The 23,121-nt window shown below is 45.5% G+C and carries 19 protein-coding genes; 8 read left to right on the top strand and 11 right to left on the bottom strand.

Going from position 1 to position 23,121, the window contains the following annotated elements:
- Positions 1–498 carry a GNAT family N-acetyltransferase gene (locus HG547_RS14370; protein WP_069455139.1) on the top strand — a complete coding sequence of 166 codons (498 nt, stop codon included), beginning with the start codon at positions 1–3 and terminating at the stop codon, positions 496–498.
- An 83-nt stretch (positions 499–581) separates the two neighbouring features.
- On the opposite strand, the gene astB is transcribed toward HG547_RS14370, so the two are convergent.
- Positions 582–1,916, bottom strand: coding sequence for an N-succinylarginine dihydrolase (gene astB / locus HG547_RS14365; protein WP_037419515.1), 1,335 nt, complete (start codon positions 1,914–1,916; stop codon positions 582–584).
- Between the two features lie 331 nt (positions 1,917–2,247).
- Here astB and topA point away from each other — a divergent pair, with 331 nt between their 5' ends.
- Positions 2,248–4,884: a type I DNA topoisomerase gene (gene topA, locus HG547_RS14360; RefSeq protein WP_088586936.1), complete on the top strand. Its 2,637-nt coding sequence runs from the start codon at positions 2,248–2,250 to the stop codon at positions 4,882–4,884.
- 144 nt (positions 4,885–5,028) lie between these two features.
- On the opposite strand, the gene zomB is transcribed toward topA, so the two are convergent.
- On the bottom strand, positions 5,029–5,808 hold the full coding sequence (zomB, locus tag HG547_RS14355; RefSeq protein WP_037419518.1) for a flagellar motor control protein ZomB: 780 nt from the start codon (positions 5,806–5,808) through the stop codon (positions 5,029–5,031).
- A gap of 227 nt (positions 5,809–6,035) precedes the next feature.
- Between zomB and cysB the strand changes: the two genes are divergently transcribed.
- Positions 6,036–7,010: an HTH-type transcriptional regulator CysB gene (gene cysB / locus HG547_RS14350; RefSeq protein WP_011622367.1), complete on the top strand. Its 975-nt coding sequence runs from the start codon at positions 6,036–6,038 to the stop codon at positions 7,008–7,010.
- An 87-nt stretch (positions 7,011–7,097) separates the two neighbouring features.
- Here cysB and HG547_RS14345 read toward each other — a convergent pair whose 3' ends face one another.
- From HG547_RS14345 to HG547_RS14330, 4 genes are all read right to left on the bottom strand, one after another.
- Positions 7,098–7,760 (bottom strand): response regulator transcription factor, encoded by a 663-nt coding sequence (locus HG547_RS14345; protein WP_169548201.1) that lies wholly within the window; start codon positions 7,758–7,760, stop codon positions 7,098–7,100.
- A gap of 209 nt (positions 7,761–7,969) precedes the next feature.
- Positions 7,970–8,401: an acyl-CoA thioesterase gene (locus HG547_RS14340; RefSeq protein ID WP_037419524.1), complete on the bottom strand. Its 432-nt coding sequence runs from the start codon at positions 8,399–8,401 to the stop codon at positions 7,970–7,972.
- Between the two features lie 149 nt (positions 8,402–8,550).
- Positions 8,551–9,615, bottom strand: coding sequence for a 3-deoxy-7-phosphoheptulonate synthase (locus HG547_RS14335; protein WP_169548200.1), 1,065 nt, complete (start codon positions 9,613–9,615; stop codon positions 8,551–8,553).
- Between the two features lie 181 nt (positions 9,616–9,796).
- Entirely contained in the window at positions 9,797–10,609 is an 813-nt protein-coding gene (locus tag HG547_RS14330) for a pyruvate, water dikinase regulatory protein (protein WP_011072591.1), read from the bottom strand.
- Between the two features lie 124 nt (positions 10,610–10,733).
- On the opposite strand from HG547_RS14330, the gene ppsA reads away from it, so the two are divergent.
- From ppsA to HG547_RS14310, 4 genes are all read left to right on the top strand, one after another.
- Positions 10,734–13,103 carry a phosphoenolpyruvate synthase gene (gene ppsA / locus HG547_RS14325; protein ID WP_169548199.1) on the top strand — a complete coding sequence of 790 codons (2,370 nt, stop codon included), beginning with the start codon at positions 10,734–10,736 and terminating at the stop codon, positions 13,101–13,103.
- 99 nt (positions 13,104–13,202) lie between these two features.
- A complete protein-coding gene (locus HG547_RS14320; RefSeq protein ID WP_169548198.1) occupies positions 13,203–16,244 on the top strand; it encodes an FAD-binding and (Fe-S)-binding domain-containing protein in 3,042 nt (1,013 codons plus the stop codon).
- Positions 16,245–16,332: 88 nt separating this feature from the next.
- Positions 16,333–16,824 (top strand): DUF1285 domain-containing protein, encoded by a 492-nt coding sequence (locus tag HG547_RS14315; protein ID WP_169548197.1) that lies wholly within the window; start codon positions 16,333–16,335, stop codon positions 16,822–16,824.
- Between the two features lie 138 nt (positions 16,825–16,962).
- Positions 16,963–17,382, top strand: coding sequence for a MarR family transcriptional regulator (locus HG547_RS14310; RefSeq protein WP_169548196.1), 420 nt, complete (start codon positions 16,963–16,965; stop codon positions 17,380–17,382).
- Positions 17,383–17,411: 29 nt separating this feature from the next.
- Here HG547_RS14310 and HG547_RS14305 read toward each other — a convergent pair whose 3' ends face one another.
- Together HG547_RS14305 and HG547_RS14300 are read right to left on the bottom strand one after the other, a co-directional pair.
- The gene (locus tag HG547_RS14305; RefSeq protein ID WP_037419354.1) at positions 17,412–17,759 is read right to left on the bottom strand and encodes a hypothetical protein; all 348 of its coding nucleotides are present in this window, start codon (positions 17,757–17,759) and stop codon (positions 17,412–17,414) included.
- Positions 17,760–17,954: 195 nt separating this feature from the next.
- The gene (locus HG547_RS14300) at positions 17,955–18,989 is read right to left on the bottom strand and encodes a Glu/Leu/Phe/Val dehydrogenase dimerization domain-containing protein (RefSeq protein ID WP_047538898.1); all 1,035 of its coding nucleotides are present in this window, start codon (positions 18,987–18,989) and stop codon (positions 17,955–17,957) included.
- 280 nt (positions 18,990–19,269) lie between these two features.
- Here HG547_RS14300 and HG547_RS14295 point away from each other — a divergent pair, with 280 nt between their 5' ends.
- Entirely contained in the window at positions 19,270–19,722 is a 453-nt protein-coding gene (locus tag HG547_RS14295; protein WP_037419348.1) for a DUF4826 family protein, read from the top strand.
- 121 nt (positions 19,723–19,843) lie between these two features.
- Here the strand turns inward: HG547_RS14295 and HG547_RS14290 are convergent, their stop codons facing one another.
- From HG547_RS14290 to hflD, 3 genes are all read right to left on the bottom strand, one after another.
- Positions 19,844–20,983, bottom strand: a complete 1,140-nt coding sequence (locus tag HG547_RS14290; protein ID WP_088585486.1) for a cupin domain-containing protein — start codon at positions 20,981–20,983, stop codon at positions 19,844–19,846.
- A 120-nt stretch (positions 20,984–21,103) separates the two neighbouring features.
- Positions 21,104–22,474 (bottom strand): adenylosuccinate lyase, encoded by a 1,371-nt coding sequence (purB, locus tag HG547_RS14285; protein WP_037426522.1) that lies wholly within the window; start codon positions 22,472–22,474, stop codon positions 21,104–21,106.
- 29 nt (positions 22,475–22,503) lie between these two features.
- Positions 22,504–23,121 (bottom strand): high frequency lysogenization protein HflD, encoded by a 618-nt coding sequence (gene hflD, locus HG547_RS14280; RefSeq protein ID WP_037419340.1) that lies wholly within the window; start codon positions 23,119–23,121, stop codon positions 22,504–22,506.

Here is a 23,121-nt window from a genome sequence, read left to right as displayed (position 1 = left end):
ATGCAAGTTGCCCAAACCCCAAGATTACTGCTGCGGCAGTTAACGCCCGATGATGCGTCATTTATTTTGGTGCTACTCAACACCCAAGGATTTATCGACAATATCGGCGATAAAGGAGTGCGTAGCTTGCAGGACGCCAAGGATTATATCGCTAATGGGCCTGCTATCAGCTATCGCGAGCATGGTTTTGGGTTATTTGCCGTGGTACTGGCCGAAAATGGTTTTCCGATTGGGATCTGCGGGTTAATTAAAAGACCCACGCTGAAGGATGTGGATTTAGGTTATGCTTTTTTGCCTCAATATTGGGGCAAAGGCTACGCGTTTGAAGCCGCTAGGGCATCACTGGAATTCGGTAAAACCTTAGGGATTGAACGGATTGTCGCGATTGTCAGCCCACATAATCAGGCCTCTAAGTCGCTGTTGAATAAATTAGGCATGTCGTTTGAAACCGAGTTGCAGTTAACGCCTAATGACCCCCCAGTTGAATTATTTTCCTGATAAATTCTAAGCACTCAAAAAATGAGGCCCCAACATTGGGGGCCTCATTATGCGATTAACTAACGTTACTTTTTACTGAAACACTATCGCTGGAATGGATATACGCTCCCGAGTTTCATAATTTGAGTGAGCTCATCTAGCGCGGTGCGTGATTCGATAACGAGTTGTGGATCGGCTAAATCCTGAGTTGATAAACGGTCGCGATAGTGCTTATCTACCCAAGCGTTTAAACGTGCAAATAAAGCATCGTTAAGTAAAGTGTGCTGATTTACTGCGGCAACTTCGCGCTCATTCATGGCAACCCGTAAACGTAAGCAGGCTGGGCCGCCGCCATTTTGCATGCTTTGTTTCACATCGAAATACAGCACTTGTTTGATTGGCGTATTTAAGGTGAGTAGCTCATTTAAATAAGCATAAACAGCGGGGTTTTCTTGGCAGTCGGTTGGGGCAATGATCGCCATCTCTCCTGAGGGGAGAGTGATGATTTGGGTATTAAATAGATAACTTTTCACCGCATCGTTAATCGCCACTTTGGCGGTTGGAACTTCGATAAAATATAACTCGGTATCGAGTTTGCGTTTTATTTCATCCAATTTTGCCTGTGTATTTAAGAATGCTTGCTCATGGTAAAACAGCACATTTTGGTTACCCACGGCAATTACATCATTGTGAAATACGCCTTGATCAATCACGTCGGGATTTTGTTGAATAAAAACGCAGTTATCCTCTTCGAGTTGATGCAATCTTGCTATCGCCATCGAGGCCTCTAGGGTTTGTCTTGCCGGATATTTCAGTGGTTTAGGAGCATGAGGATTTGTCGCCTCTTGTCCATAAACAAAGAGTTCAACCCCAGCGTGGCCATATTCCTGACACAGGCGAGTGTGGTTCGCTGCGCCCTCATCACCGAAGCTATTATGCTCAGGTAAATGATTATGGTGATGAAAATAGTGGGGATCATTGAAAGTTGCTGTTAAGATGCGCCCCGTTGTGATGGGCTCGATGCTGCGATGCAACTTATCGACTAGATTAGCGGGCGTGAAATGCAGTTTACCATCACGGGTGTCGGCACTGGGTGACACGGTAGCCGCATTAGCCGTCCACATGCTTGAAGCACTGCAACAGGCATTAAGTAGCGCAGGCGCGGTTTTAGCGGCTTGTTGTAAAACTTGGGCATCGCTGCCAGAAAAACCAATTCGGCGCAGCGTGTTAAGATCGGGGCGCTCTTGTGGCGCTAACATGCCTTGGATCATCCCTAAATCAGCGAGTGCTTTGGCTTTTTGCAAACCTTGTTTAGCGGCGGCTTTAGGATTAGAGACTAAAGCGGCGTTGTTGAGTGAGGCCACATTGCCAAAAGACAAACCGGCATAATTGTGGGTTGGCCCAACGAGTCCGTCGAAATTCGCTTCAAAGTGCTTCATTGCATATCCTTGTGATAGGGAAGGTTATTATTTATTCAAATGGTCCCTGAAGCGACCCAGTATACTGAAGGTTTTTGTGGGCACAAGCGCACGGTTTTGTGCTCAAAGCGACTTTTTCGCGATAAATGCATAACTATTTCTTGCTTGCTGGCAAATAATGAAATATTAGTTTTTAATTACGCAATATTATTTTTTTACATTTTTTCAACTTTGATTAAAAAGTGACTCGCTGGTACATATAAAAGAGGGATTAGCTTGAAACTCTCAATGCAACCCTCTATATATGGAGCCAATTTCCACCTTCTTGAGATTTTTTGGCGCAAATCAAACTATGGGTAAATCGCTAGTTATTGTCGAATCACCGGCCAAAGCTAAGACCATTAATAAATATCTTGGCAAAGAATTCATCGTTAAATCGAGCGTAGGTCATATCCGTGATCTGCCTACATCTTCTATATCTGACGGCACCGATAAGGTGAAACCTGCCGCCGAAGTAAAGAAGATGTCGCCAGAAGAAAAGGCGCGATACAAGAAGATGAAAGATCATCAAGCGCTGGTATCGCGTATGGGCGTTAACCCTGAAAAGGGCTGGGCGGCTAAATATCAAATTCTACCGGGTAAAGAGAAAGTGGTTAAAGAGCTGCAAGCCTTAGCCGATTCTGCTGACCAAATTTATCTCGCAACGGACTTAGACCGTGAAGGGGAAGCCATCGCCTGGCATTTGCAAGAGGTGATTGGTGGCGATCCTTCACGTTATCAGCGCGTGGTGTTTAACGAGATCACCAAATCTGCGATTCAAGAAGCCTTTAGTAAGCCTTCTTCCCTCGACACCAATATGGTTAATGCCCAACAGGCACGACGCTTTTTAGACCGTGTCGTCGGCTTTATGGTGTCACCACTGTTGTGGAAGAAGGTTGCCCGTGGTTTATCCGCAGGACGGGTACAATCTGTGGCAGTGCGTCTCGTGGTGGAACGCGAAAGTGAAATCAAAGCCTTTGTGCCAGAAGAGTTTTGGGATGTGCATGCTGAGCTCAATACGCCAGCCAGCGAAGCACTGCGCATGGAAGTGGTTAAGTATTTAGATTCAGCTTTTGAGCCAACCAACGAGCAACAAGCGTTAGCCGCGGTGCAGGCCTTATCTTCGGCCAGCTTTAAAGTGATTGCCCGTGAAGACAAAGCGACTCAAAGTAAACCTTCTGCCCCCTTTATTACCTCCACCCTGCAACAAGCGGCCAGTACTCGTTTAGGCTTTGGGGTGAAGAAAACCATGATGATGGCGCAGCGCTTGTACGAAGCGGGTCACATCACGTATATGCGTACCGACTCGACAAACCTAAGCCAAGAGGCCTTAGACAGCGTACGTGAGATGATTGGCAAGGAATACGGCGCCAAGTATTTACCTGCCGAGCCTATCCGCTACGGTTCTAAGGAAGGCGCACAAGAAGCGCACGAAGCGATTCGTCCTTCAAATGTCAATGTTGAAGCTGCGGCTTTAACTGATATGGAACGTGATGCGCAGCGCCTTTACGAGTTAATTTGGCGTCAGTTTGTCTCCTGCCAGATGACACCTGCCCAATACGACGCGACTAAACTCACGGTGAAAGCAGGCGACTACGAACTTAAAGCAACAGGACGCATCCTGCGCTTTGACGGTTGGACCCGTGTTCAAACTGCAATCAAGAAGAAAAACGAAGAAGACAATACGCTACCGGCAGTGAACGAAGGGGATGTATTATCTCTCGTTGAACTCGAGCCTAAACAACATTTTACTAAGCCTCCTGCGCGATACAGTGAAGCGTCATTGGTTAAAGAGTTAGAGAAGCGCGGTATTGGCCGTCCGTCAACCTACGCCACCATTATTTCGACGATCCAAGAACGTGGCTACGTGAAAGTGGAAAACCGCCGCTTCTACGCTGAAAAAATGGGCGAAATAGTCAGTGAACGCTTAGTCAATAGTTTTGCCGAGTTGATGAGCTATGACTTTACCGCCAGCATGGAACAGACCCTCGACGATGTTGCTAAGGGTGAGTTGGATTGGAAAAAAGTGCTCGATGGTTTCTATGCTGACTTCACTAAACAATTAGAGAAAGCAGAATTAGCACCGGAAGAGGGCGGTATGCGCCTCAATCAAATGGTGATGACCAATATTAAGTGCCCGACTTGCGGTCGTCCAATGGGGATCCGTACCGGCACAACAGGGGTATTCCTCGGTTGTTCTGGTTACGAGTTGCCACCAAAAGAGCGCTGCAAAACCACCATGAACTTAACGCCAGGCATTGAAGCGATCAGCGATAGTGAAGATGCCGAAACCGATGCATTGCGTGCCAAGCACCGCTGTGGTATTTGCGGCACGGCGATGGACAGTTATCTTATCGACGAAAAACGCAAACTGCATGTTTGTGGTAATAACCCTGTTTGTGAGGGGTATGAAGTCGAAGAAGGGCAATTTAAGATCAAAGGTTACGAAGGCCCATTAATCGAATGTGACCGCTGTGGTCATGATATGGAACTGAAAAACGGTCGTTTTGGTAAGTACTTCGGTTGTACGAATGCGGAATGCAAGAATACCCGTAAATTACTGAAAAACGGTGAAGCGGCGCCACCAAAAGAAGATCCTATTTACTTACCAGAGCTGAAATGTAGCAAGTCGGATGCGCACTTTGTGCTGCGTGACGGGGCGGCAGGGATATTCTTAGCGGCCAGTACCTTCCCTAAATCGAGGGAAACCCGTGCGCCACTGGTTGAAGAATTAGTGAAATACCGTGAACTCTTATGGCCAAAGTATCAGTATCTTGCTGATGCACCTATCGCCGATGATGACGGCAATAAGGCTGCGGTGAAGTTTAGCCGTAAAACCAAAGAGCAATATGTGGCGACGGAAGTCGACGGTAAAGCCACTGGATGGTCCGCCCATTATGTTAATGGTAAATGGGTAAGTGAATCATCAGCGAAGAAAGCGAAGAAATAAACATGTGCTTATGGGCATGTTCACAAATCGTCATTGAGGATGAACGCTTTGTGAATATGCTCTAGGTTGTGTTACTGCTTAAGTTAGATTTCAACCAATAAAAAAGCCAAGTCACTGACTTGGCTTTTGTGTTTTAAAGATTGATCACCATTTCTTTTTCGGTTGAAACAGCATATCGATATCGTCTTCTTCATTCTTGGGTTTAGGTGCACTGGGTGCAGTGAGTTTTTGTGCGCCCATAATTTCATCTAATAGCATTTTGGCTTCATCGACTTTACGGGCGATGAAGGGGTCGTTTGGCGTCTGCGCTTTAATCGCATGCAAAGTGGCTAATGCTTTAGTCACCATTTGCTTTGAAGATCCGTATTGCTTCATAAAACTTGCGGCGCGAGCACGTGACAACATAGAGTCAACGTTAATTCTGAGCTGTAAACTATCAATACGATTTTCTTCCTGACCAAACACCGCTGGGTCGACTCTCCCTTTGTTATGCTCTGCACGCAAAATGGCTTTTAGTTTCTTTAACGTTTGTACTAACACCAAAGTTTGTTTGTCGTTATCAGGCAATCTAAAATTCTCAATCGGCGGGACTTGAGGTGGGTTAGCTTGTAATGAATCAATTTGATTTTTGATATCGGCAAGTCGACGTTGAAAATCAGCTTGTTGTTGGCTTGTGCTCAGTGATGTTGCCATTTCCAAAGCATCTTGAACACGGCGATAGAGCACTAACATTATATGTGTACTACAAGGTATCATCCCTGTATTGGATAATACGGTTTCTGTTTCATCAAGAATCGCACGTTGGCGGGCAAATTCAATCCTACGTTCAGCCTCTGCACGTTCTTTTTGTTGTTGTATTACGTTAATTCCGATAACAAGCAGTAATAGTGCACCGATGAGGATCAGAACCAAGGTGAATGTCATAGCTGTTCCATTATTTATCCAATTGAGCTAATGCTACAATAAATCAATAAACTAGCATAGTTATCTTAGCCTAGGTTATCATTTCTGTCGTTTGAAACATAAGACTTGTGCTCTATATTCCTATTTGCTTTAATTTTTACTATATACTATAACGATTGATTATAGCTGATACTGAGTGGTGCTATTTTAACCAATCCATTTCAGCCTGTTTGAGACAAGGACATAAGATGAAACTGCAACAGCTCAGGTATATTGCTGAGGTCGTAAAGCATAACCTTAACGTATCGGCCACAGCTGAAAATTTATACACATCACAGCCTGGGATCAGTAAGCAAGTTCGCATGTTGGAAGATGAATTAGGTATTCAAATATTTGGTCGCAGTGGTAAACATTTGACCCATGTGACGCCAGCTGGACAGCAGGTGATTAATATCGCCAATGACATCTTAGGTAAAGTTGAAAGTATTAAAAAAGTATCTGAGGAATATACAAAACCGGATCAAGGTGAATTGAATATTGCGACAACGGATACCCAAGCTCGCTATGCTTTACCCCATATCATTCGCCAGTTTATCGACCGTTATCCCAAAGTTAACCTACATATGCATCAGGGGACGCCATCGCAGATCAGTGAGCAGGCAGCCCGAGGTGATGCTGATTTTGCGATTGCGACCGAAGCGATGCATTTGTATTCCGATTTGATTATGTTGCCTTGTTATCACTGGAATCGCTCCGTCGTTGTGCCAAAAGATCATCCCTTGGCGACACGGACTCATATTAGTATTGAAGATTTAGCCCGTTTTCCATTAGTGACTTATGTGTTTGGGTTTGATCGGGCATCGGAAATTGAGAAAGCGTTTAATCGTGCAAACCTTGAGCCGCGGGTTGTCTTTAGTGCTACCAGCGCTGATGTGCTGAAAACCTATGTGCGCTTAGGCTTAGGTGTCGGAGTGATTGCCTCTATGGCGATTGATCCAAATATTGATAAAGATTTAGTTGCCATCGATGCTGGCCATTTATTTGCCCATAGCACCACTAAAATTGGTTTCAGGAAGGGTAGTTTCTTACGAAGTTATATGTATGATTTTATTCAACACTTTGCGCCACATTTAACTCGTGATGTGGTTGAAAAGGCCGTCGCATTACGTGATCAGCAATTAATTGATGAGATGTTTGCAGATAAAAATCTGCCTATGCGTTGATTAAGCTACGCTATTGGTGAAATTAATAAAAATGCCGCATCAATTGCGGCATTTTTATTGTGTTGAGAGTTGAAATGACACGTATGACTATGACAAATCGACTTTATCCATTTCAAGCTGACTTAAAGCAATAACCGCTTGAGTGCGATTACGAACGCCTAGTTTTCTGAAAATGGCAGTGGCGTGAGCTTTTATTGTTGCTTCAGAAACCCCTAAGTCATAGGCAATTTGTTTATTGAGCAAGCCCTCAGCAAACATTTGCAGTACTTTATATTGCTGCGGCGTGAGATCTGAGAGCTTACTGGCCATTTTATCAGTGCAGTCATCTTCGATAGGTATAATATCAGCACCTTTAGGTAGCCATAAATCCCCACATAAAACAGCGGTTAGGGCTTCTTTCAAGGTTTCCATCGACGCCGATTTAGGGATAAAACCGCTACCACCGTAGTGAATAGCACGGCTAATGGTATTGATATCCTCGTGGGCCGAAATCACGATCACAGGCAGCTCAGGGTAGTGAGAGCGCAGATGGATAAGCGTCGAATAGCCGTGGGAACCTGGCATCTGCAAATCCAGTAAAACCAAATCGTAGCTGACACTTTGTGAATCTAACACAGACTGCAACGCATCGGCACTGTCAGCCTCAAACCACTGGGTGCGCTCAAAGGCGCTACTGAGTGCTTGACGTAGTGCATTTCGAAACAATGGATGGTCGTCGGCAATAATTATATTTAAGTTTTCTAGCTTCATGGCTTTTTTGATTATGTTCGTGGCGCGTGAAGATTAAACCCAATGTAACAGAAAAGTAATCGAGGATCCTATTGGTTTATGCAGCAAGAAGGACAAAATTTTTATATGTTTCTGGTTGTTATACTTTTGTCTCGCTTAAATAAATGAATAAATTAGCCCTAAAACCTTGCTGTTAAAGGGCTAGAGTACGTTATTACGTAGTATAAATCTTATTCAGCCGTCCACACTTGGGTTGGATGGCGTTGTTCGTCTACCGCAACAAAGGTGAATACGCCACGGATCGCATGCTCACGGTGATCTTGGTACATGTCTTCGACAAAAATATTGACTTCGACCTTTAACGAGGTATTACCTACATGGATCACGCGGGCGATAAGCTCTGCTAAGGTACCCGCTGGAATAGGTTTTTTAAAGTCGATTCGATCAGAGCTGACTGTAACTAAGGCTTTACGGCAGAAACGAGTCGCAGCAATAAAAGCGGTTTCATCCATCCATGCTAAGGCTTCACCACCAAATAAGGTATTGTGGTGATTGGTGATAGAAGGAAATACGGCTTTGATTACCCGCGCTTCGGATTGATTGATTCGTTGTTCGATGGCATCGGAAAAAGCAGGGCGAGTAGAGTCGAGTGAATGTGGCATACGGCAACCTGAGGTTATGCATTTTCAAGAGGCGCGATTATAGTGAGTTTTCAATTTGAATGATATAAAACGACTATATCGTTAGGTTTTAAGACAAAACGAAAAGTAAAAAGGCTTCCAGTGGAAGCCTTTAGTGTTTGGTAATCGACTTATTTACCGAGAAGTTCACGCCTATCGCGTGAGGCTTTCGCCAGATCTCGCAGTAATTTTTCTGAGTCATCCCAATGTAAGCAGGCATCGGTAATGCTTTGGCCATAGCATAAAGGTTGACCCTCAATCACTTTTTGATTGCCTTCCTGTAAGAAACTTTCTGCCATGATGCCGGCAATGGCCGTACTGCCCGCGCGCATTTGCGCCATGATATTTTCAGCAACGACCAGTTGTTTTAGGTGATTTTTTTCACTGTTACCGTGGCTAAAATCAACCACTACACGCGGCGTTACATTGACAGACTCAAGTTTTAATCTTGCTTGTTCAATATCCTGCTCAAAGTAATTAGGTTTTTTACCACCTCGTAAAATAATGTGCCCATAAGGATTACCATGGGTACGATAGACTGACATAGCGCCATCTTTATCTGGTGAATAGAAAATATGTGGCACTTTGGCGGCACGAACGGCATCAACGGCGATATTGATATTGCCATCGGTTCCATTTTTAAAACCCACAGGGCAGGAGAGTGCCGAGGCCATTTCGCGGTGGACTTGGCTTTCAGTGGTGCGAGCGCCGATAGCGCCCCAGGTGATTAAATCAGCAATATATTGACCGTTCACCATATCTAAAAACTCGGTGGCAATCGGCAATTTCAGCTCAGTGATTTGCTGTAGTAGCTGACGGGCAATACGCAATCCTTTATTGGGTTCAAAGCTGCCATCTAAGTCAGGATCGGAAATTAACCCTTTCCAGCCAACAATGGTGCGCGGCTTTTCAAAGTACACCCGCATTAAAATACAGAGATCGTCCTTTAACTCTTGATGCAGCACAGCTAAACGGCGGGCGTAGTCGAGGGCAGCTTGCGTATCATGGATAGAGCAAGGGCCAATGATCACCAGTAGACGATGATCTTCGCCCATAATAATGGCTTCAACTTCACGACGTTGCTGAACGAGGTAATCGGCTGCATCTTGGGTTAACGGGTACTCAGATGCCAGTTGTGCAGGTGAGATGACTTTAGCTAATAAGGAAGTGCGTAATTCGTCTGTTTTAATGGTCATTCAAAATACCGAGCTTGCGTGCGGCGCTTTTCGCCAGATTGCCTCGGATTATAACGAATCGAACAGCATTGCACAGTGCCAATTGTGTTAATTGTCGGCAACTGTGCAATGAATTTGATTTAAGTTAGACCTATTTAGCCTAAATCGAGGGACTCGATTGTCTCGTTCGAAATCATCAAGATTAGAACATATGACGTTCTAAACCCGTCACATCTAAAATCTTAGTGGCGATTTCTTCGACCGAGTGGTTGGTGGTGTCGATATAAGGAATACGTTCACGTTTGAACATCATCTCGACTTCTTTTACCTCTAAACGACACTGCTTTAAGGAAGAGTAGCGACTGTTTTCCATCCGACTTTGGCGGATTTCATGTAAGCGTACCGGATCGATGGTCAAACCAAACAATTTTTTCTTATTGCGTTTTAAGGCTTCGGGCAGTTTAAGGTTATCCATATCGTCTTCGGTGAACGGATAGTTAGCCGCTTTAATCCCAAACTGCATCGATAAATAGAGGCTGGACGGGGTTTTACCGCAGCGAGACACGCCCAACAGGATCAAATCGGCCTGATCCATATGCTTCATGGTTTGGCCATCATCATTATCCATCGCAAAATTGATGGCATCGATACGGGCTTCATAACCTTGATTGGCTTTACCGTGGGTGCGGTGTAATACAGGCGATGCACTTACGCCTAAATGTTGTTCAAGTGGAGCGACAAAGGTATTTAAAAAATCGTAATCGAGACCTTCACTCGAATAAATGATGTCCCGAATTTCCGGTTTGACGATTGAATGGAACACTAAGGGGCGTTCGCCTGTTGTAATAAAACAATCATTAATTTGTCGTTTAACGTTTTCAGCTTTTGCCAATGTTTCGACAAATGGAATTGTAAGTGACTCAAATTCTAATGGAAATTGCGAGAGAACTGCATGCCCAAAAACCTCTGCTGTGATCGCTGTGCCGTCGGAGATGTAAAATACCTTTGGTGCCATACTGACCTCTTGTAGTAATAAAATTACAAATAAAATTATAGATTTACGCTTCTTCAGCGGGAGTGTAAAATGCCGCTGCCCTCGTGTGAAGGGGCCACTGAAATAAACTTGCGGAGATAGAACTGTGCAGCAATACGTACTCTGGTATCAGGAATTAGGCATGGGTGACGTCAACTTGGTTGGCGGTAAAAATGCTTCTCTTGGCGAGATGATCAGCAATCTAGCTAATGCCGGTGTTCAAGTACCTGGCGGATTTGCGACTACTTCTTATGCGTTCAATGAGTTCCTTGAACAAAGTGGAGTAAACCAGAAGATTTATGACATTCTAGCCACACTGGATGTAGATGATGTCAATGCACTGGCAAAAGTAGGTGCACAGATCAGACAATGGGTGATTGACACCCCATTCCAACCAGCTTTAGAGCAAGCCATTCGTGAAGCTTACGATAAACTTGCCGCTGAAACTAGCGATGCATCATTTGCAGTACGTTCTTCTGCTACCGCAGAAGATATGCCAGATGCTTCTTTTGCTGGTCAGCAAGAAACCTTCTTAAACGTGAAAGGATTTGACTCTGTACTCGTGGCGATTAAGCACGTGTTTGCGTCACTCTTTAACGACCGTGCAATTTCATACCGTGTTCACCAAGGTTATGAGCACCACGGTGTTGCCCTGTCTGCCGGCGTACAACGCATGGTTCGTTCAGACAAAGCGGCATCAGGTGTGATGTTCACCATGGACACTGAATCAGGCAACAATGATGTGGTGTTTATCACTTCCTCTTTCGGTCTGGGTGAAATGGTTGTTCAAGGTGCGGTAAACCCTGACGAATTCTATGTCCACAAACCTATCCTTTCTCAAGGTCATAAAGCCGTTGTTCGCCGTAATATCGGTAGTAAGCTCATCCAGATGGTGTATTCCGATGATGCTGCTCACGGCAAACAAGTGAAAATTGAAGACGTTGCTGCTGAAAAACGTCGTCAATTCTCCATCAACGACACCGAAGTGATGGAACTGGCTAAACAAGCAATGGTTATCGAAAAACACTACGGTCGTCCAATGGACATCGAGTGGGCGAAAGACGGTAACGATGGCAAACTCTATATCGTTCAAGCGCGTCCAGAAACGGTTCGTAGCCGTGAAGACGTACAATTAATTGAACGTTACCACTTAAAGAGCCGTGGCGCAGTGATCTCTGAAGGTCGTGCTATCGGTCATAAAGTGGGTTCAGGTGTGGCTAAGGTATTAACCTCTATCGCGGATATGGATCAAATCCAACCAGGCGATGTGTTAGTGACCGACATGACTGACCCAGATTGGGAACCTATCATGAAGCGCGCCAGCGCCATCGTGACTAACCGTGGCGGCCGTACCTGTCACGCGGCAATTATTGCCCGTGAATTAGGCGTACCAGCGGTAGTCGGTTGTGGTGATGTGACCGACCGTATCAAAAATGGTCAGTTAGTGACAGTATCTTGTGCCGAAGGTGACACAGGTTACATCTACGAAGGTAAACAAGAGTTTGAAGTGATTTCAAACCGCGTTGATGCACTGCCTACATTACCGATGAAGATCATGATGAACGTGGGTAACCCAGATCGTGCATTTGATTTTGCCCGTTTACCTAACGAAGGTGTGGGTTTAGCGCGTTTAGAATTCATCATCAACCGCATGATCGGTATTCACCCGAAAGCACTGCTTGAATTCAACCAACAAGATGCTGCATTGCAGGAAGAAATCAACGAGATGATCGCCGGTTACGACTCTCCTGTTGAGTTCTACATCGCTCGCTTAGTCGAAGGTATTGCATCTATTGGTTCGGCTTTCTATCCGAAGAAAGTGATCGTACGTATGTCAGACTTTAAGTCTAACGAATACGCTAACTTAGTCGGTGGTGATCGTTACGAACCTGACGAAGAAAACCCAATGTTGGGCTTCCGTGGTGCAAGCCGTTATATCTCTGAATCATTCCGCGATTGTTTCGCGCTTGAATGTGAAGCGATTAAGCGCGTGCGTAATGAAATGGGTCTGAAGAACGTTGAAGTCATGATCCCATTCGTCCGTACCGTGAAAGAAGCTGAGCAAGTGATTGAACTGCTGAAAGAGCAGGGCTTAGAGCGTGGTAAAGATGGTCTACGCGTCATCATGATGTGTGAAGTACCGTCAAATGCGCTGTTAGCGGATCAGTTCCTTGAGCACTTCGATGGTTTCTCTATCGGCTCAAATGACTTAACACAGTTAACACTCGGTCTTGACCGTGACTCAGGCATCATCAGCCACTTGTTTGATGAGCGTAACGAAGCGGTGAAAATCCTGCTGTCTATGGCCATTAAAGCGGCTAAGGCCAAGGGTGCTTATATCGGTATTTGTGGTCAAGGACCTTCAGATCACGCCGATTTCGCGGCTTGGTTAGTTGAACAAGGCATCGATACCGTATCGTTAAACCCTGATACCGTAATTGATACTTGGTTATATTTAGCCGAAGCGCACGCTTGATCTAGGCCGTAATTTTATCAAGGTGTTAAAAAAGCCGCTTTTTAGCGGCTTTTTTTTGTTTATAATGGGCCGCATAACAATAATTGACTGAAGCCGCCCATGTTACCTCTGTTATCACATCAACAAACCTTAGAACCTGTTTATCTGGCCTATCTTGATGCTTTAGAACAAAGTGCCTATGAAGGTGATATTGATAAGCGCTACAGCGCGCGCTTAGTGCAAGCCACGGATAACTCCGTCTATCAATTTTTGCCCCAAGCGGTGCTTTATCCTAAACATCAAAAGGATATCGAGATAGCGCTTAAACTTGCTACGAAAGCAGAGTTTGTGGGTGTGACTTTTAGTGCCAGAGGTGGCGGAACAGGCACTAATGGTCAGTCGCTGACCCACGGTTTGATCCTCGATGTGTCTCGTTATATGAATCGTGTGTTAGAAGTGAATCCTGAGCAGGGCTGGGTTAGGGTTGAAGCAGGGGTCATTAAAGATGCGCTAAATGATGCGCTGCGTCCCCATGGATTCTTCTTTAGTCCCGATCTCTCAACTTCAAACCGCGCCACTATTGGCGGTATGATCAACACCGACGCCTCGGGCGCAGGCTCTTTGGTGTATGGTAAAACTTCCGACCATGTACTGGCACTGCGCAGTGTATTGATAGATGGCAGTGTGTTAGATACTCGTCCCCTCGATGCGGGTCTGTTATGTAATCCCGATAACGTGAGTGAAAATCCACTTGGACAAAAACTGATTTCGGCTATTGCAAAGGTATGCCGTGAGAAGCGCGCGCTCATTGAGCAACAATTCCCTAAACTCAATCGATTTTTAACTGGATATGACTTAAAGAATGTCTGGAATGAAGGCTTAACTCAGTTCGACCTTTCACGCATTTTAACAGGCTCTGAAGGCACGCTGGCGGTCATCACCGAAGCGAAACTCAACATTACACCACTGCCCAGTGAGCGGGCTATGGTGAATATTAAGTACGATTCCTTCCAGTCTGCGCTGCGTCATGCACCTTCCTTAGTGGCTGCGCGGGCAACGGTTGTCGAAACCGTGGACTCTAAAGTGCTTAATCTTGCCCGCGAGGACATTGTTTGGCATTCGGTTTCCGACCTTATTCAAGAAGTGCCGGGTAAAGTCATCGATGGCCTGAATATGGTCGAGTTTGCTGGTGATACGGCAGAAGTTGAGCAAAAGCTTGCGAATCTTGAGGCTGTATTGACCGAGCAAATTGGTCGCTGTGAATGTGGTGTGGTCGGTTATCAAGTCACTCAAGATAAGGCCAGCATTGAGAAAATCTATGGCATGCGTAAAAAGGCCGTTGGATTGCTCGGTGCTACCAAGGGACGTCGCAAACCCATTGCATTTGCCGAAGATACTGCAGTGCCGCCTGAAAAACTTGCCGATTACATTATGGAGTTTCGTGCGCTACTCGATAGTCACAATTTGCAATACGGTATGTTTGGCCATGTGGATGCGGGCGTATTACACGTAAGGCCTGCGCTGGATATGTGCGATGTCGAAGATGAAAAACTGCTGAGGGTGATTTCTGATCAAGTTGCGGCGCTGACACTCAAATACGGCGGCCTGATGTGGGGCGAGCATGGTAAGGGCGTGCGTGGCGAATACGGCCCATCGGTATTTGGCGATGAACTTTATGGCGTATTGCAAGACATTAAAGGTCTATTTGACCCTGATAACAGGCTTAATCCCGGCAAGTTAGTGGCACCCAAGCAAGTCGGCAGCTTGGCATTTGATGTGGATAGTACCAAGCGCGGCAAGTTTGACAGACAAATTCCCGTTGAAGTACGCGATGCCTATCCCGATGTGATGAACTGTAACGGCAATGGCCTGTGTTTTAATTACAGTAGCTACTCGCCCATGTGTCCGTCATTTAAGGTGACTGGCGATAGGGTGCAATCCCCCAAAGGCCGTGCGGGTCTGATGCGTGAGTGGCTGCGTTTGCTTGAGTCGGAAGGGGTGGATGTGAACGCGCTGGCGAAAGCCAAACCCTTAGGCATTTTGCAGCGGATGCAAAACACCATCAATGCCAAACGTGATTATGATTATTCCCATGAAGTGATGGAATCGCTGAAGGGCTGTCTTGCGTGTAAGGCGTGTTCGAGTCAGTGCCCGGTTAAAGTGGATGTACCTAAGTTTAGGGCGCAATTCTTTAATATTTACTATCAACGTTATCTGCGTCCGGCCAAGGATTACCTGGTTGCGGGCATAGAAGACAGCTTACCTCTGATGGCTGCTGCGCCAAGGCTGACCAATTTCGCCTCGCAAAACCCGCTCAGCCAATGGGTGATCAAAAAGGCCATCGGTTATGTGGATGCGCCAGCGCTGTCGGTGCCGACATTAAAACAACGACTCGATGGTCATGCGAGTCGCGGTTATGACCTGGCGGCATTGCAGGCCATCCCCGCCGATGAGAGGGCAAAATTTGTATTAGTTGTACAAGATCCCTTCAACAGTTTCTACGATTCGGGCTTGGTGTATCGCTTTATCCAATTGATTGAAACCTTAGGATTAAAACCCGTTCTACTGCCGTTTAAGCCCAACGGTAAACCGACGCATATCAAGGGCTTCTTGGGTAAATTTGCTAAAACGGCGCAGTCGAGTGCGGATTTCTTAAACCAAGTGCATAAGTTAGGTATGCCGATGGTTGGGATCGATCCCGCCTTAGTGCTCTGTTATCGCGATGAATATAAAGAAATTTTAGGGGCTAACCGCGGCGCGTTTGAGGTTAAACTGGCTAACGAATGGCTGCTTGGCATACTGCAGGATATTCCCACTAAGGCCATGCAAGATAAACAATTTACTTGGTTTAGCCATTGTACTGAGTCTACGGCGAAGCCTAATACAGCCAATGAGTGGAGCAAAATCTTCACTCACTTTGGCGCTAAATTGACGGCGGTGAATTTGGGCTGCTGCGGCATGGCGGGTACCTACGGCCATGAGGCTGAGAATCTTGAGCGTTCTAAGACCTTGTTTGATATGTCATGGAAAGACACCTTAAGCAAGATGGATGCATCACAGGTGCTAGTCTCTGGCTATTCATGTCGCAGTCAAGTAAAACGTTTCGCCGGTTACAAGCCAAAACATCCACTAGAGGCTTTATTGGAGCTCGTTAAGGCTTAACGCAATTTTTTATTAGGGATTGGATAATCCTTAAGGCAATGCCACACTAAACCAGTCGTCAGGCTGGTTTTTTTATTGAGGAGACGCTATGGAAAAACACACGGACAATGTTATCGATACGCTACAGGCATTCACCAGCAAGCCAACGCCGGATGACGTCGCCACACTGCCAACAGCACTGTGTAGTGAAGTCGCGTTATTTTGTATTCAACTCTCCGGTGACTGGTTATATCAGGGCAGCCCATTGCCGACGAAGTTTGCCAAGTTATTTGCCAGTATTTTACATGGCATCGATGGCGAACATTTTCTGATCACACCAGTCGAAAAGGTGCGAGTCGAGGTGGATGATGCGCCACTGTTGATTGTGGATTATATGAAGGATGAGACAGCATCGGGTTTAACGCTGCGCAGTAGTATTGGTACCGAGCATTCTCTGGCGACACTCAATCATTTAAAGCTCACCGACTTTGGGATTTATCTGCCGCTAGAGCGCGGCCTATGGGGAAAATTGAGCCGTGCCTGCTACTACAATTTTGTGAATGAATTCAATTTAACCGATGACGGTGGCCTCAGTGCTTAAAGATTTTGATTGTAATAACTTGGGGAGGCTGACTAGTTTATTATGGGTTAAGTGATAGTATTAAAACTAACCTTAGCCAATCCTACTCGGGTTTAGGTTTGTGTCGATGGGTCTAAATGTTGTTTTCGGAGGTGCTGTTTGAACCGTTATGAAAGCTTAGGCTATCTTGTTTCGCACTTAAATATTGAGCTGCAAAATGAACTCGATTTGCAGTTGAAACGCTATCAGCTCGACATTAAGTTGTGGCCAGTATTATTCGCGCTTTGGCAGGAGGAGGGGATTACTCAGACTGAGTTGTCCAAACGTTGTGATGTAGCGAACTATACCATGACCCGTTTGCTCGATCAGTTGCAGGTGCAAGGCCTCATCACCCGCCATCAAGAACTCGATAATCGCCGAGCTTTCCAGATTTTTCTCACCGATGAGGCCAAGGCGCTGGAGCAGGATTTGATCCGTGAGGCCGAGCGCGTCAATGAAAAGTTTCTTGCTAATCTTACTGAAGATGAACGAAGTTATTTTATTAAGCTTTTGAATAAAATAAATAAGCTTTCAGATTAGTCGATAATACCTTCGGCTAGTTTTGCTATTTATAAAGGGAGTAGCATAAAAAGTAACACTAAACTTGACCCCAGTAATAACCCTTGTTGTAGTAATCGTTGTCGCTGCATTAAGCTATTTTTTCCCTGTTTCAGACTAGTGATTAGCTGATTACGCTTATAAATACGGCAAGTTAACTCATTTGTGAAGGGGTCAATAAACAACTTACATAGGCATTGCCCACCATCTTTCAATTTGATCAAATGTTCACTTTGATGGCTAAAATTGAGTTTGCGCGAAACCATTTGGCCATTGATATAGACTCTCTCCAAACCCGACCAATCACTTGCTTGTAATTCAAGTGAATCTTTCCCCAGCTCATATTTGAAACTGACCATAGTGGCACCTTCTCCGTGACTGACGAGTAGTTAATTCAAGCAGAGACATATAGGGTTTTCCACTACAGAAAAGTGAATTTTACGTGGCGTTTTGGTATCTGATTGGTATTGAGAGGAATTTATTTTTTAGATGGATAAGTGGAGCGAGGGAAGTGGTTGAGGCGGACAACGACTCGTTGTCCGCCTACTGCATGATTAGGCTTTGGCCGCTTGGTAAATGGCACGGGCCATTTCGTCAGCTACTGCACCTGTCGTGCGGTTTTCAGCATCGGCCTTAGCAAAAATCTTCAGCAGCGTGTTGTAGATTTCTCTGACCTTAGCTTCTGATTTTGCTGCGTCATAATCTTTTTCAAATGACACGTTGATAATGCCGCCAGCGTTAATCACATAATCTGGCGCATACAGAATGCCCATTTCTTTTAACTGCTCGCCATGGCGGACTTCGGCTAATTGGTTGTTGGCGCAACCCGCAACAATCTTAGCTTTGAGTTGTGGTAGGGTAACATCGTTTAGAGTTGCACCTAGTGCACATGGCGCATAGACATCCACGTCTTGGGCATAGATATCCTGTGGAGCAACAACGATGGCGCCAAAGTCGGTAGCCACTTTATCCAGTGATGCTTGGTGAATATCGGTAACAATCAGCTGTGCACCTTCTTCATGCAAATGTTTACACAGGTAGTAACCGACATGGCCAACACCTTGAACGGCGACCTTAAGGCCTTTTAAGCTGTCTAAATCGAGTTTATGTTTAACTGCAGCCTTGATCCCTAAATAGGTGCCTAATGCTGTAAATGGCGATGGATCGCCACTCTTGCCTTCAAGGCCTGCCATGTAAGGTGTTTCTTGATGGGCAATCATGATATCAGCGGTCGTGGTGCCCACGTCTTCAGCAGAATAGTAACGTCCACCGAGGCTATTGATAAAACGGCCAAAGGCACGGAAAAGGGCTTCGCGATCAGGACGCTTAGGATCGGCAATAATCACAGACTTACCACCGCCCATGGTTAAACCGGCGAGGGCATTTTTGTAAGTCATACCACGGGAGAGGCGTAATACGTCTGTCAGGGCTTCATCATCGGATTGATAATTCCACATCCGGCATCCACCCACAGCTGGACCTAAGTTGGTGTTATGGATGGCAACAATGGCTTTTAAGCCACTTTCTTTATCATGACAGAATACGACCTGTTCATGTTCATCAAAGGATACATGATTAAATACAGCCACGTGAAGTTCTCCGCTATACACAATAAAACGTCGATGGAACGACTTCCCATCGACAGCTCGTTATATTTATTGCAGAACCATAGCATTTAGCGATACTCTCAACCATGCATAATGACCGAATAAATAGATTATTTGTGGCAATCTAGCTTTCCACTTTACGTAAACGTAAGCTTAGAGATGCGAAACCAGTTTTAACTGATGATATTCTCAGACATTAGTATGATTCGCGTGCTGTCCCAAGAATGAGAGCCGCGCTATAACAATAAGATAGGACGGAAGTATGACTGAACAAGCTGTCGATCAAGCTCAACCAACAATCTCTCCTGAAGAAATGGAGAAATTGCGCCAAGAGTGGGTCAGAACACAATTCCAAAAAGCGAACCGTTTTTTAGCGGAAAAAGGGGTTATCCCCAGCAAGGTTTTAGCCGATGAGAGCCGTTATCTTGCACCTTATTTAGCGATTTGGAAGATGGAATCCAAACGTCCTACGACCAAAACCTATTGGGTGATGTCAGGCGATTTACCATCGGATTTTGTGGATGTCAAAGTGGCTAAAACGGCGCGTGATGCGGTTCGTCATTTCTCGATGATGTGGCAAATGCAGGCTGAAAATTTGATCCGTTCAGGCGCAACCAGACGTGATGCAACCCAGGCAAAATTTGCCCAGTTATTAGTCTCCCGTGCAGAGAGTTTATATCGTATGCACAATGATGAAAAACTGTGGAATAGCTAGATTTCCTTGTGTTGAGTCATAAAACCAAAGGCACTCGATTGAGTGCCTTTGTTGTTTAAGTCTGTCTCAAGCGTTGTGTTCTACGTTGAGCATACCGACGGTTTCATTCCATATTAAAGGATTACGCTTCTTCATCACTTAAATAGTATAAACCTTGATTAATCAGTTCCAGCAATAGCTGTTGTACTTCATCATGTTCGCATAACGCGAGAGCTGTTTCGCAATCAAAGCTGACATGATCGCTTAACTGTACAAGCACCGCTTCGGGTGTATTGGGCAAATCATAGATTTCGCCATTAATGAATAAGCGCGAGTAAACATCATTCTCTAGACGTAGTACTTTTAAACCGCCAATGCGATTTACACCAGCGCCTTGTTCAAAGGCATCTTGCAGATCGTCGATGCTATAGGCTTCTTCGCCTTCACAAATATCTAATTCAAATCGGTTTTGGCTTAGCAGTTTACCTAGCACAACCTGATAACTCGCAGGATCTTGGGCAAGCTGGCTTAACAGCGACATAATGCCGAGTTGATGATCTTGGCTAATAATGCCCGGATTTGCTGGCTCGGATGCGGAGGTAAAACGCTGTTGACCCAAATTTTTGTCGAGTAAATAGTCGGCCACTTCGCTGACTAATTCTTGCTGACTGGGTGCGCGGTAACCAATCGAATAGCTCAAGGCTAAGGTTAAGGTTTCACCGCAGTGCGGGAATCCTGGTGGAATATAAAGCATATCGCCTTTCTCTAACACCATATCAATAATGGGATCAAAGTCTTCAACCAGAGGTGAATTAGGATTACCGCCACGACGTTGTTGTGGGGTGTTGTCACCTACGGTCCAGCGGCGCTGACCTTCGCCTTGAATAATAAACACATCGTAGTTGTCGATATGGGGACCGACACCGCCACTTGGAGTGGCAAATGACACCATCAAATCATCGAATCGCCAATCGGGGAGAAAACGAAAGGCCTCAACGAGGGGTTGTGAGTCGGGATACCAATGGTTAACCGCTTGCACCAATAATTGCCAGTGGGTTTCACCGTAATTGTCGTAATTCTCAAAGGGGCCTTGGATCACTTCCCAGTTATCTTTTTGGGTAACGACGATGCGCGAAGTGATTTCTTCTTCGCAGGCTAGGCCGGCCAGCTCATCGGCACTGATTGGATCTTCAAAGTGAGGAAAAGCGCCTTTGATGACCACAGGTTTTTGTTGCCAGTAATCCTTGAGGAATTGGGCAATATCGAGATTGAGTTTATACATAGTGTCAAAAAAGGCGACTACATCCTTAACAATGTAACCGCCTCAATCCTTATTTAGGCTAGATAATAAGCTAAGCATGTCAGCTTAGCGTTAAACGAAGCGTTAGCCGTAAACTGAACTTTAGTTAAGTTCGTCAACGAATGCTTCTGCACGGCCAATATAGTTGGCTGGCGTCATCTTCTTCAGCTCAGCCTTCACGTCTTCTGGCAGGGCTAAACCGTCGATAAATTCGGCAAGTTGCTTAGCGTCGATGCGTTTACCGCGTGTCAATTCTTTTAACTTCTCGTATGGCTTTTCAATACCATAGCGACGCATAACGGTTTGTACGGGCTCGGCCAATACTTCCCAGTTTTGATCGAGCTCGGCACGTAAATGCTCTTCATTCACTTGTAACTTGCTGATGCCTTTTAAGGTCGCTTGGTAAGCGATCAGCGAGTGGGCGATACCCACACCTAAGTTACGCAGTACGGTGGAATCGGTTAAGTCACGTTGCCATCTTGAAACGGGTAGTTTTGCGGCTAAATGTTGCATCAACGCATTGGCAATACCTAAGTTACCCTCAGAGTTTTCAAAGTCGATAGGGTTGACCTTGTGTGGCATGGTTGATGAGCCAATTTCACCGGCAATGGTACGTTGCTTGAAGTGACCTAAGGCAATATAACCCCAAACGTCACGGTCGAAATCGAGCAGAATAGTGTTGAAACGCGCAATCGCATCAAAGAGCTCTGCAATGTAATCATGCGGTTCGATTTGAGTGGTGTATGCGTTCCAGTGCAGGCCAAGGCTTGTCACAAAACGTTCAGACAGTGCATGCCAGTTCACTTCTGGGTATGCAGATATGTGCGCGTTGTAGTTACCTACGGCGCCGTTAATTTTCCCCATAATTTCAACAGCCGCGATTTGCTTGATTTGGCGCTCTAAACGCACGGCTACGTTAGCCATTTCCTTGCCTAAGGTTGAAGGCGAGGCTGGCTGACCATGGGTACGTGACATCAAAGGTACTGAGCGGTATTCAACGGCTAGTTTTTTGATGGCGCTAAGCAGTTCATTGCAATAAGGCAGTACCACTTGCTCGCGGGCTTCAGTTAACATTAAGCCATGGCTTAAGTTGTTGATATCTTCAGAAGTACAGGCGAAGTGAACAAATTCACCGACAGCGGCGAGTTCCGCGTTGTCTGCGATTTTTTCTTTGATAAAGTATTCAACTGCTTTCACGTCGTGGTTGGTGGTGCTTTCAATGGCTTTCACGCGAAGCGCATCTTGCTCACTGAAATTGTCTTTAATGGCATCGAGAAGCGCGATCGCTGACTCGCTTAATGGCGGCACTTCGGTGATTTCTGGGCAATCGGCGAGTAACTTTAACCAGTTGATTTCAACTTGAACACGGTACTTAGTAAGACCGAACTCGCTGAAAATCCCTCGCAATGACGCTGTTTTACTACCGTAACGGCCGTCTACCGGAGAGATAGCAGTTAGTGCGGAAAGATCCATGTGAAGCTCCTTGATGAAAACTTATTTTATTATAGGGTAAGACTTTTCTTAGCCGTGTCTAAGATGGCTTTACGGGCAAAGACTAAGTGTCGACGTTTGCCGCCTAGTTGTCGCCATAACACTGCGCTGCGCATGGCTGCAAGCAGCAAGGCGCGGATTTTTTGTTGTACTATTGGACGTTGCAGACACACAGGATTGCCTGAGATCTGAATCTTAGGTCCAAGATTACTGATAATGTCGCTATAAATACTGGCCAGATTGGCAATGACTTGTTCGTCGGTGATCGCAAAATGATGTAGCTGACGATTCACTTGATTGATGCGTTCGGCAAGCATAGCTAACCCGGTGTTTGAACGGGTTAATTTACGTTCAAGGGCTAAAATTCCCACCAGATAGCGAGTTATTTCCACATCTTTTTGACTGCTATCCCCCAGTTGATTTAACACCAATTGGTAGCCTTTGTGCAGGCCAGCCTTATCTTGGTAGACATCGGCGGGGGTTTCGGGATTAGTCACTAAAATGGTGTGTAAACTGGCAGCTAGCTCATCGGTGTCGCTTTCACCATGACGGGCTAAATACTGAACTTGTGCAATGGCCTGCAGTATTCCTGCGAAGGCCATAGTACGATCATGGAGCTGTTCGTTCAC

Origin of the sequence: Shewanella sp. DNRA4, from assembly GCF_012843185.1 — a bacterium.
GTDB classification, from domain to species: domain Bacteria; phylum Pseudomonadota; class Gammaproteobacteria; order Enterobacterales; family Shewanellaceae; genus Shewanella; species Shewanella xiamenensis.
The sequence above is the reverse complement of the archived record's forward strand: the minus strand, read 5'-3'. Positions and strand labels throughout refer to the sequence as shown.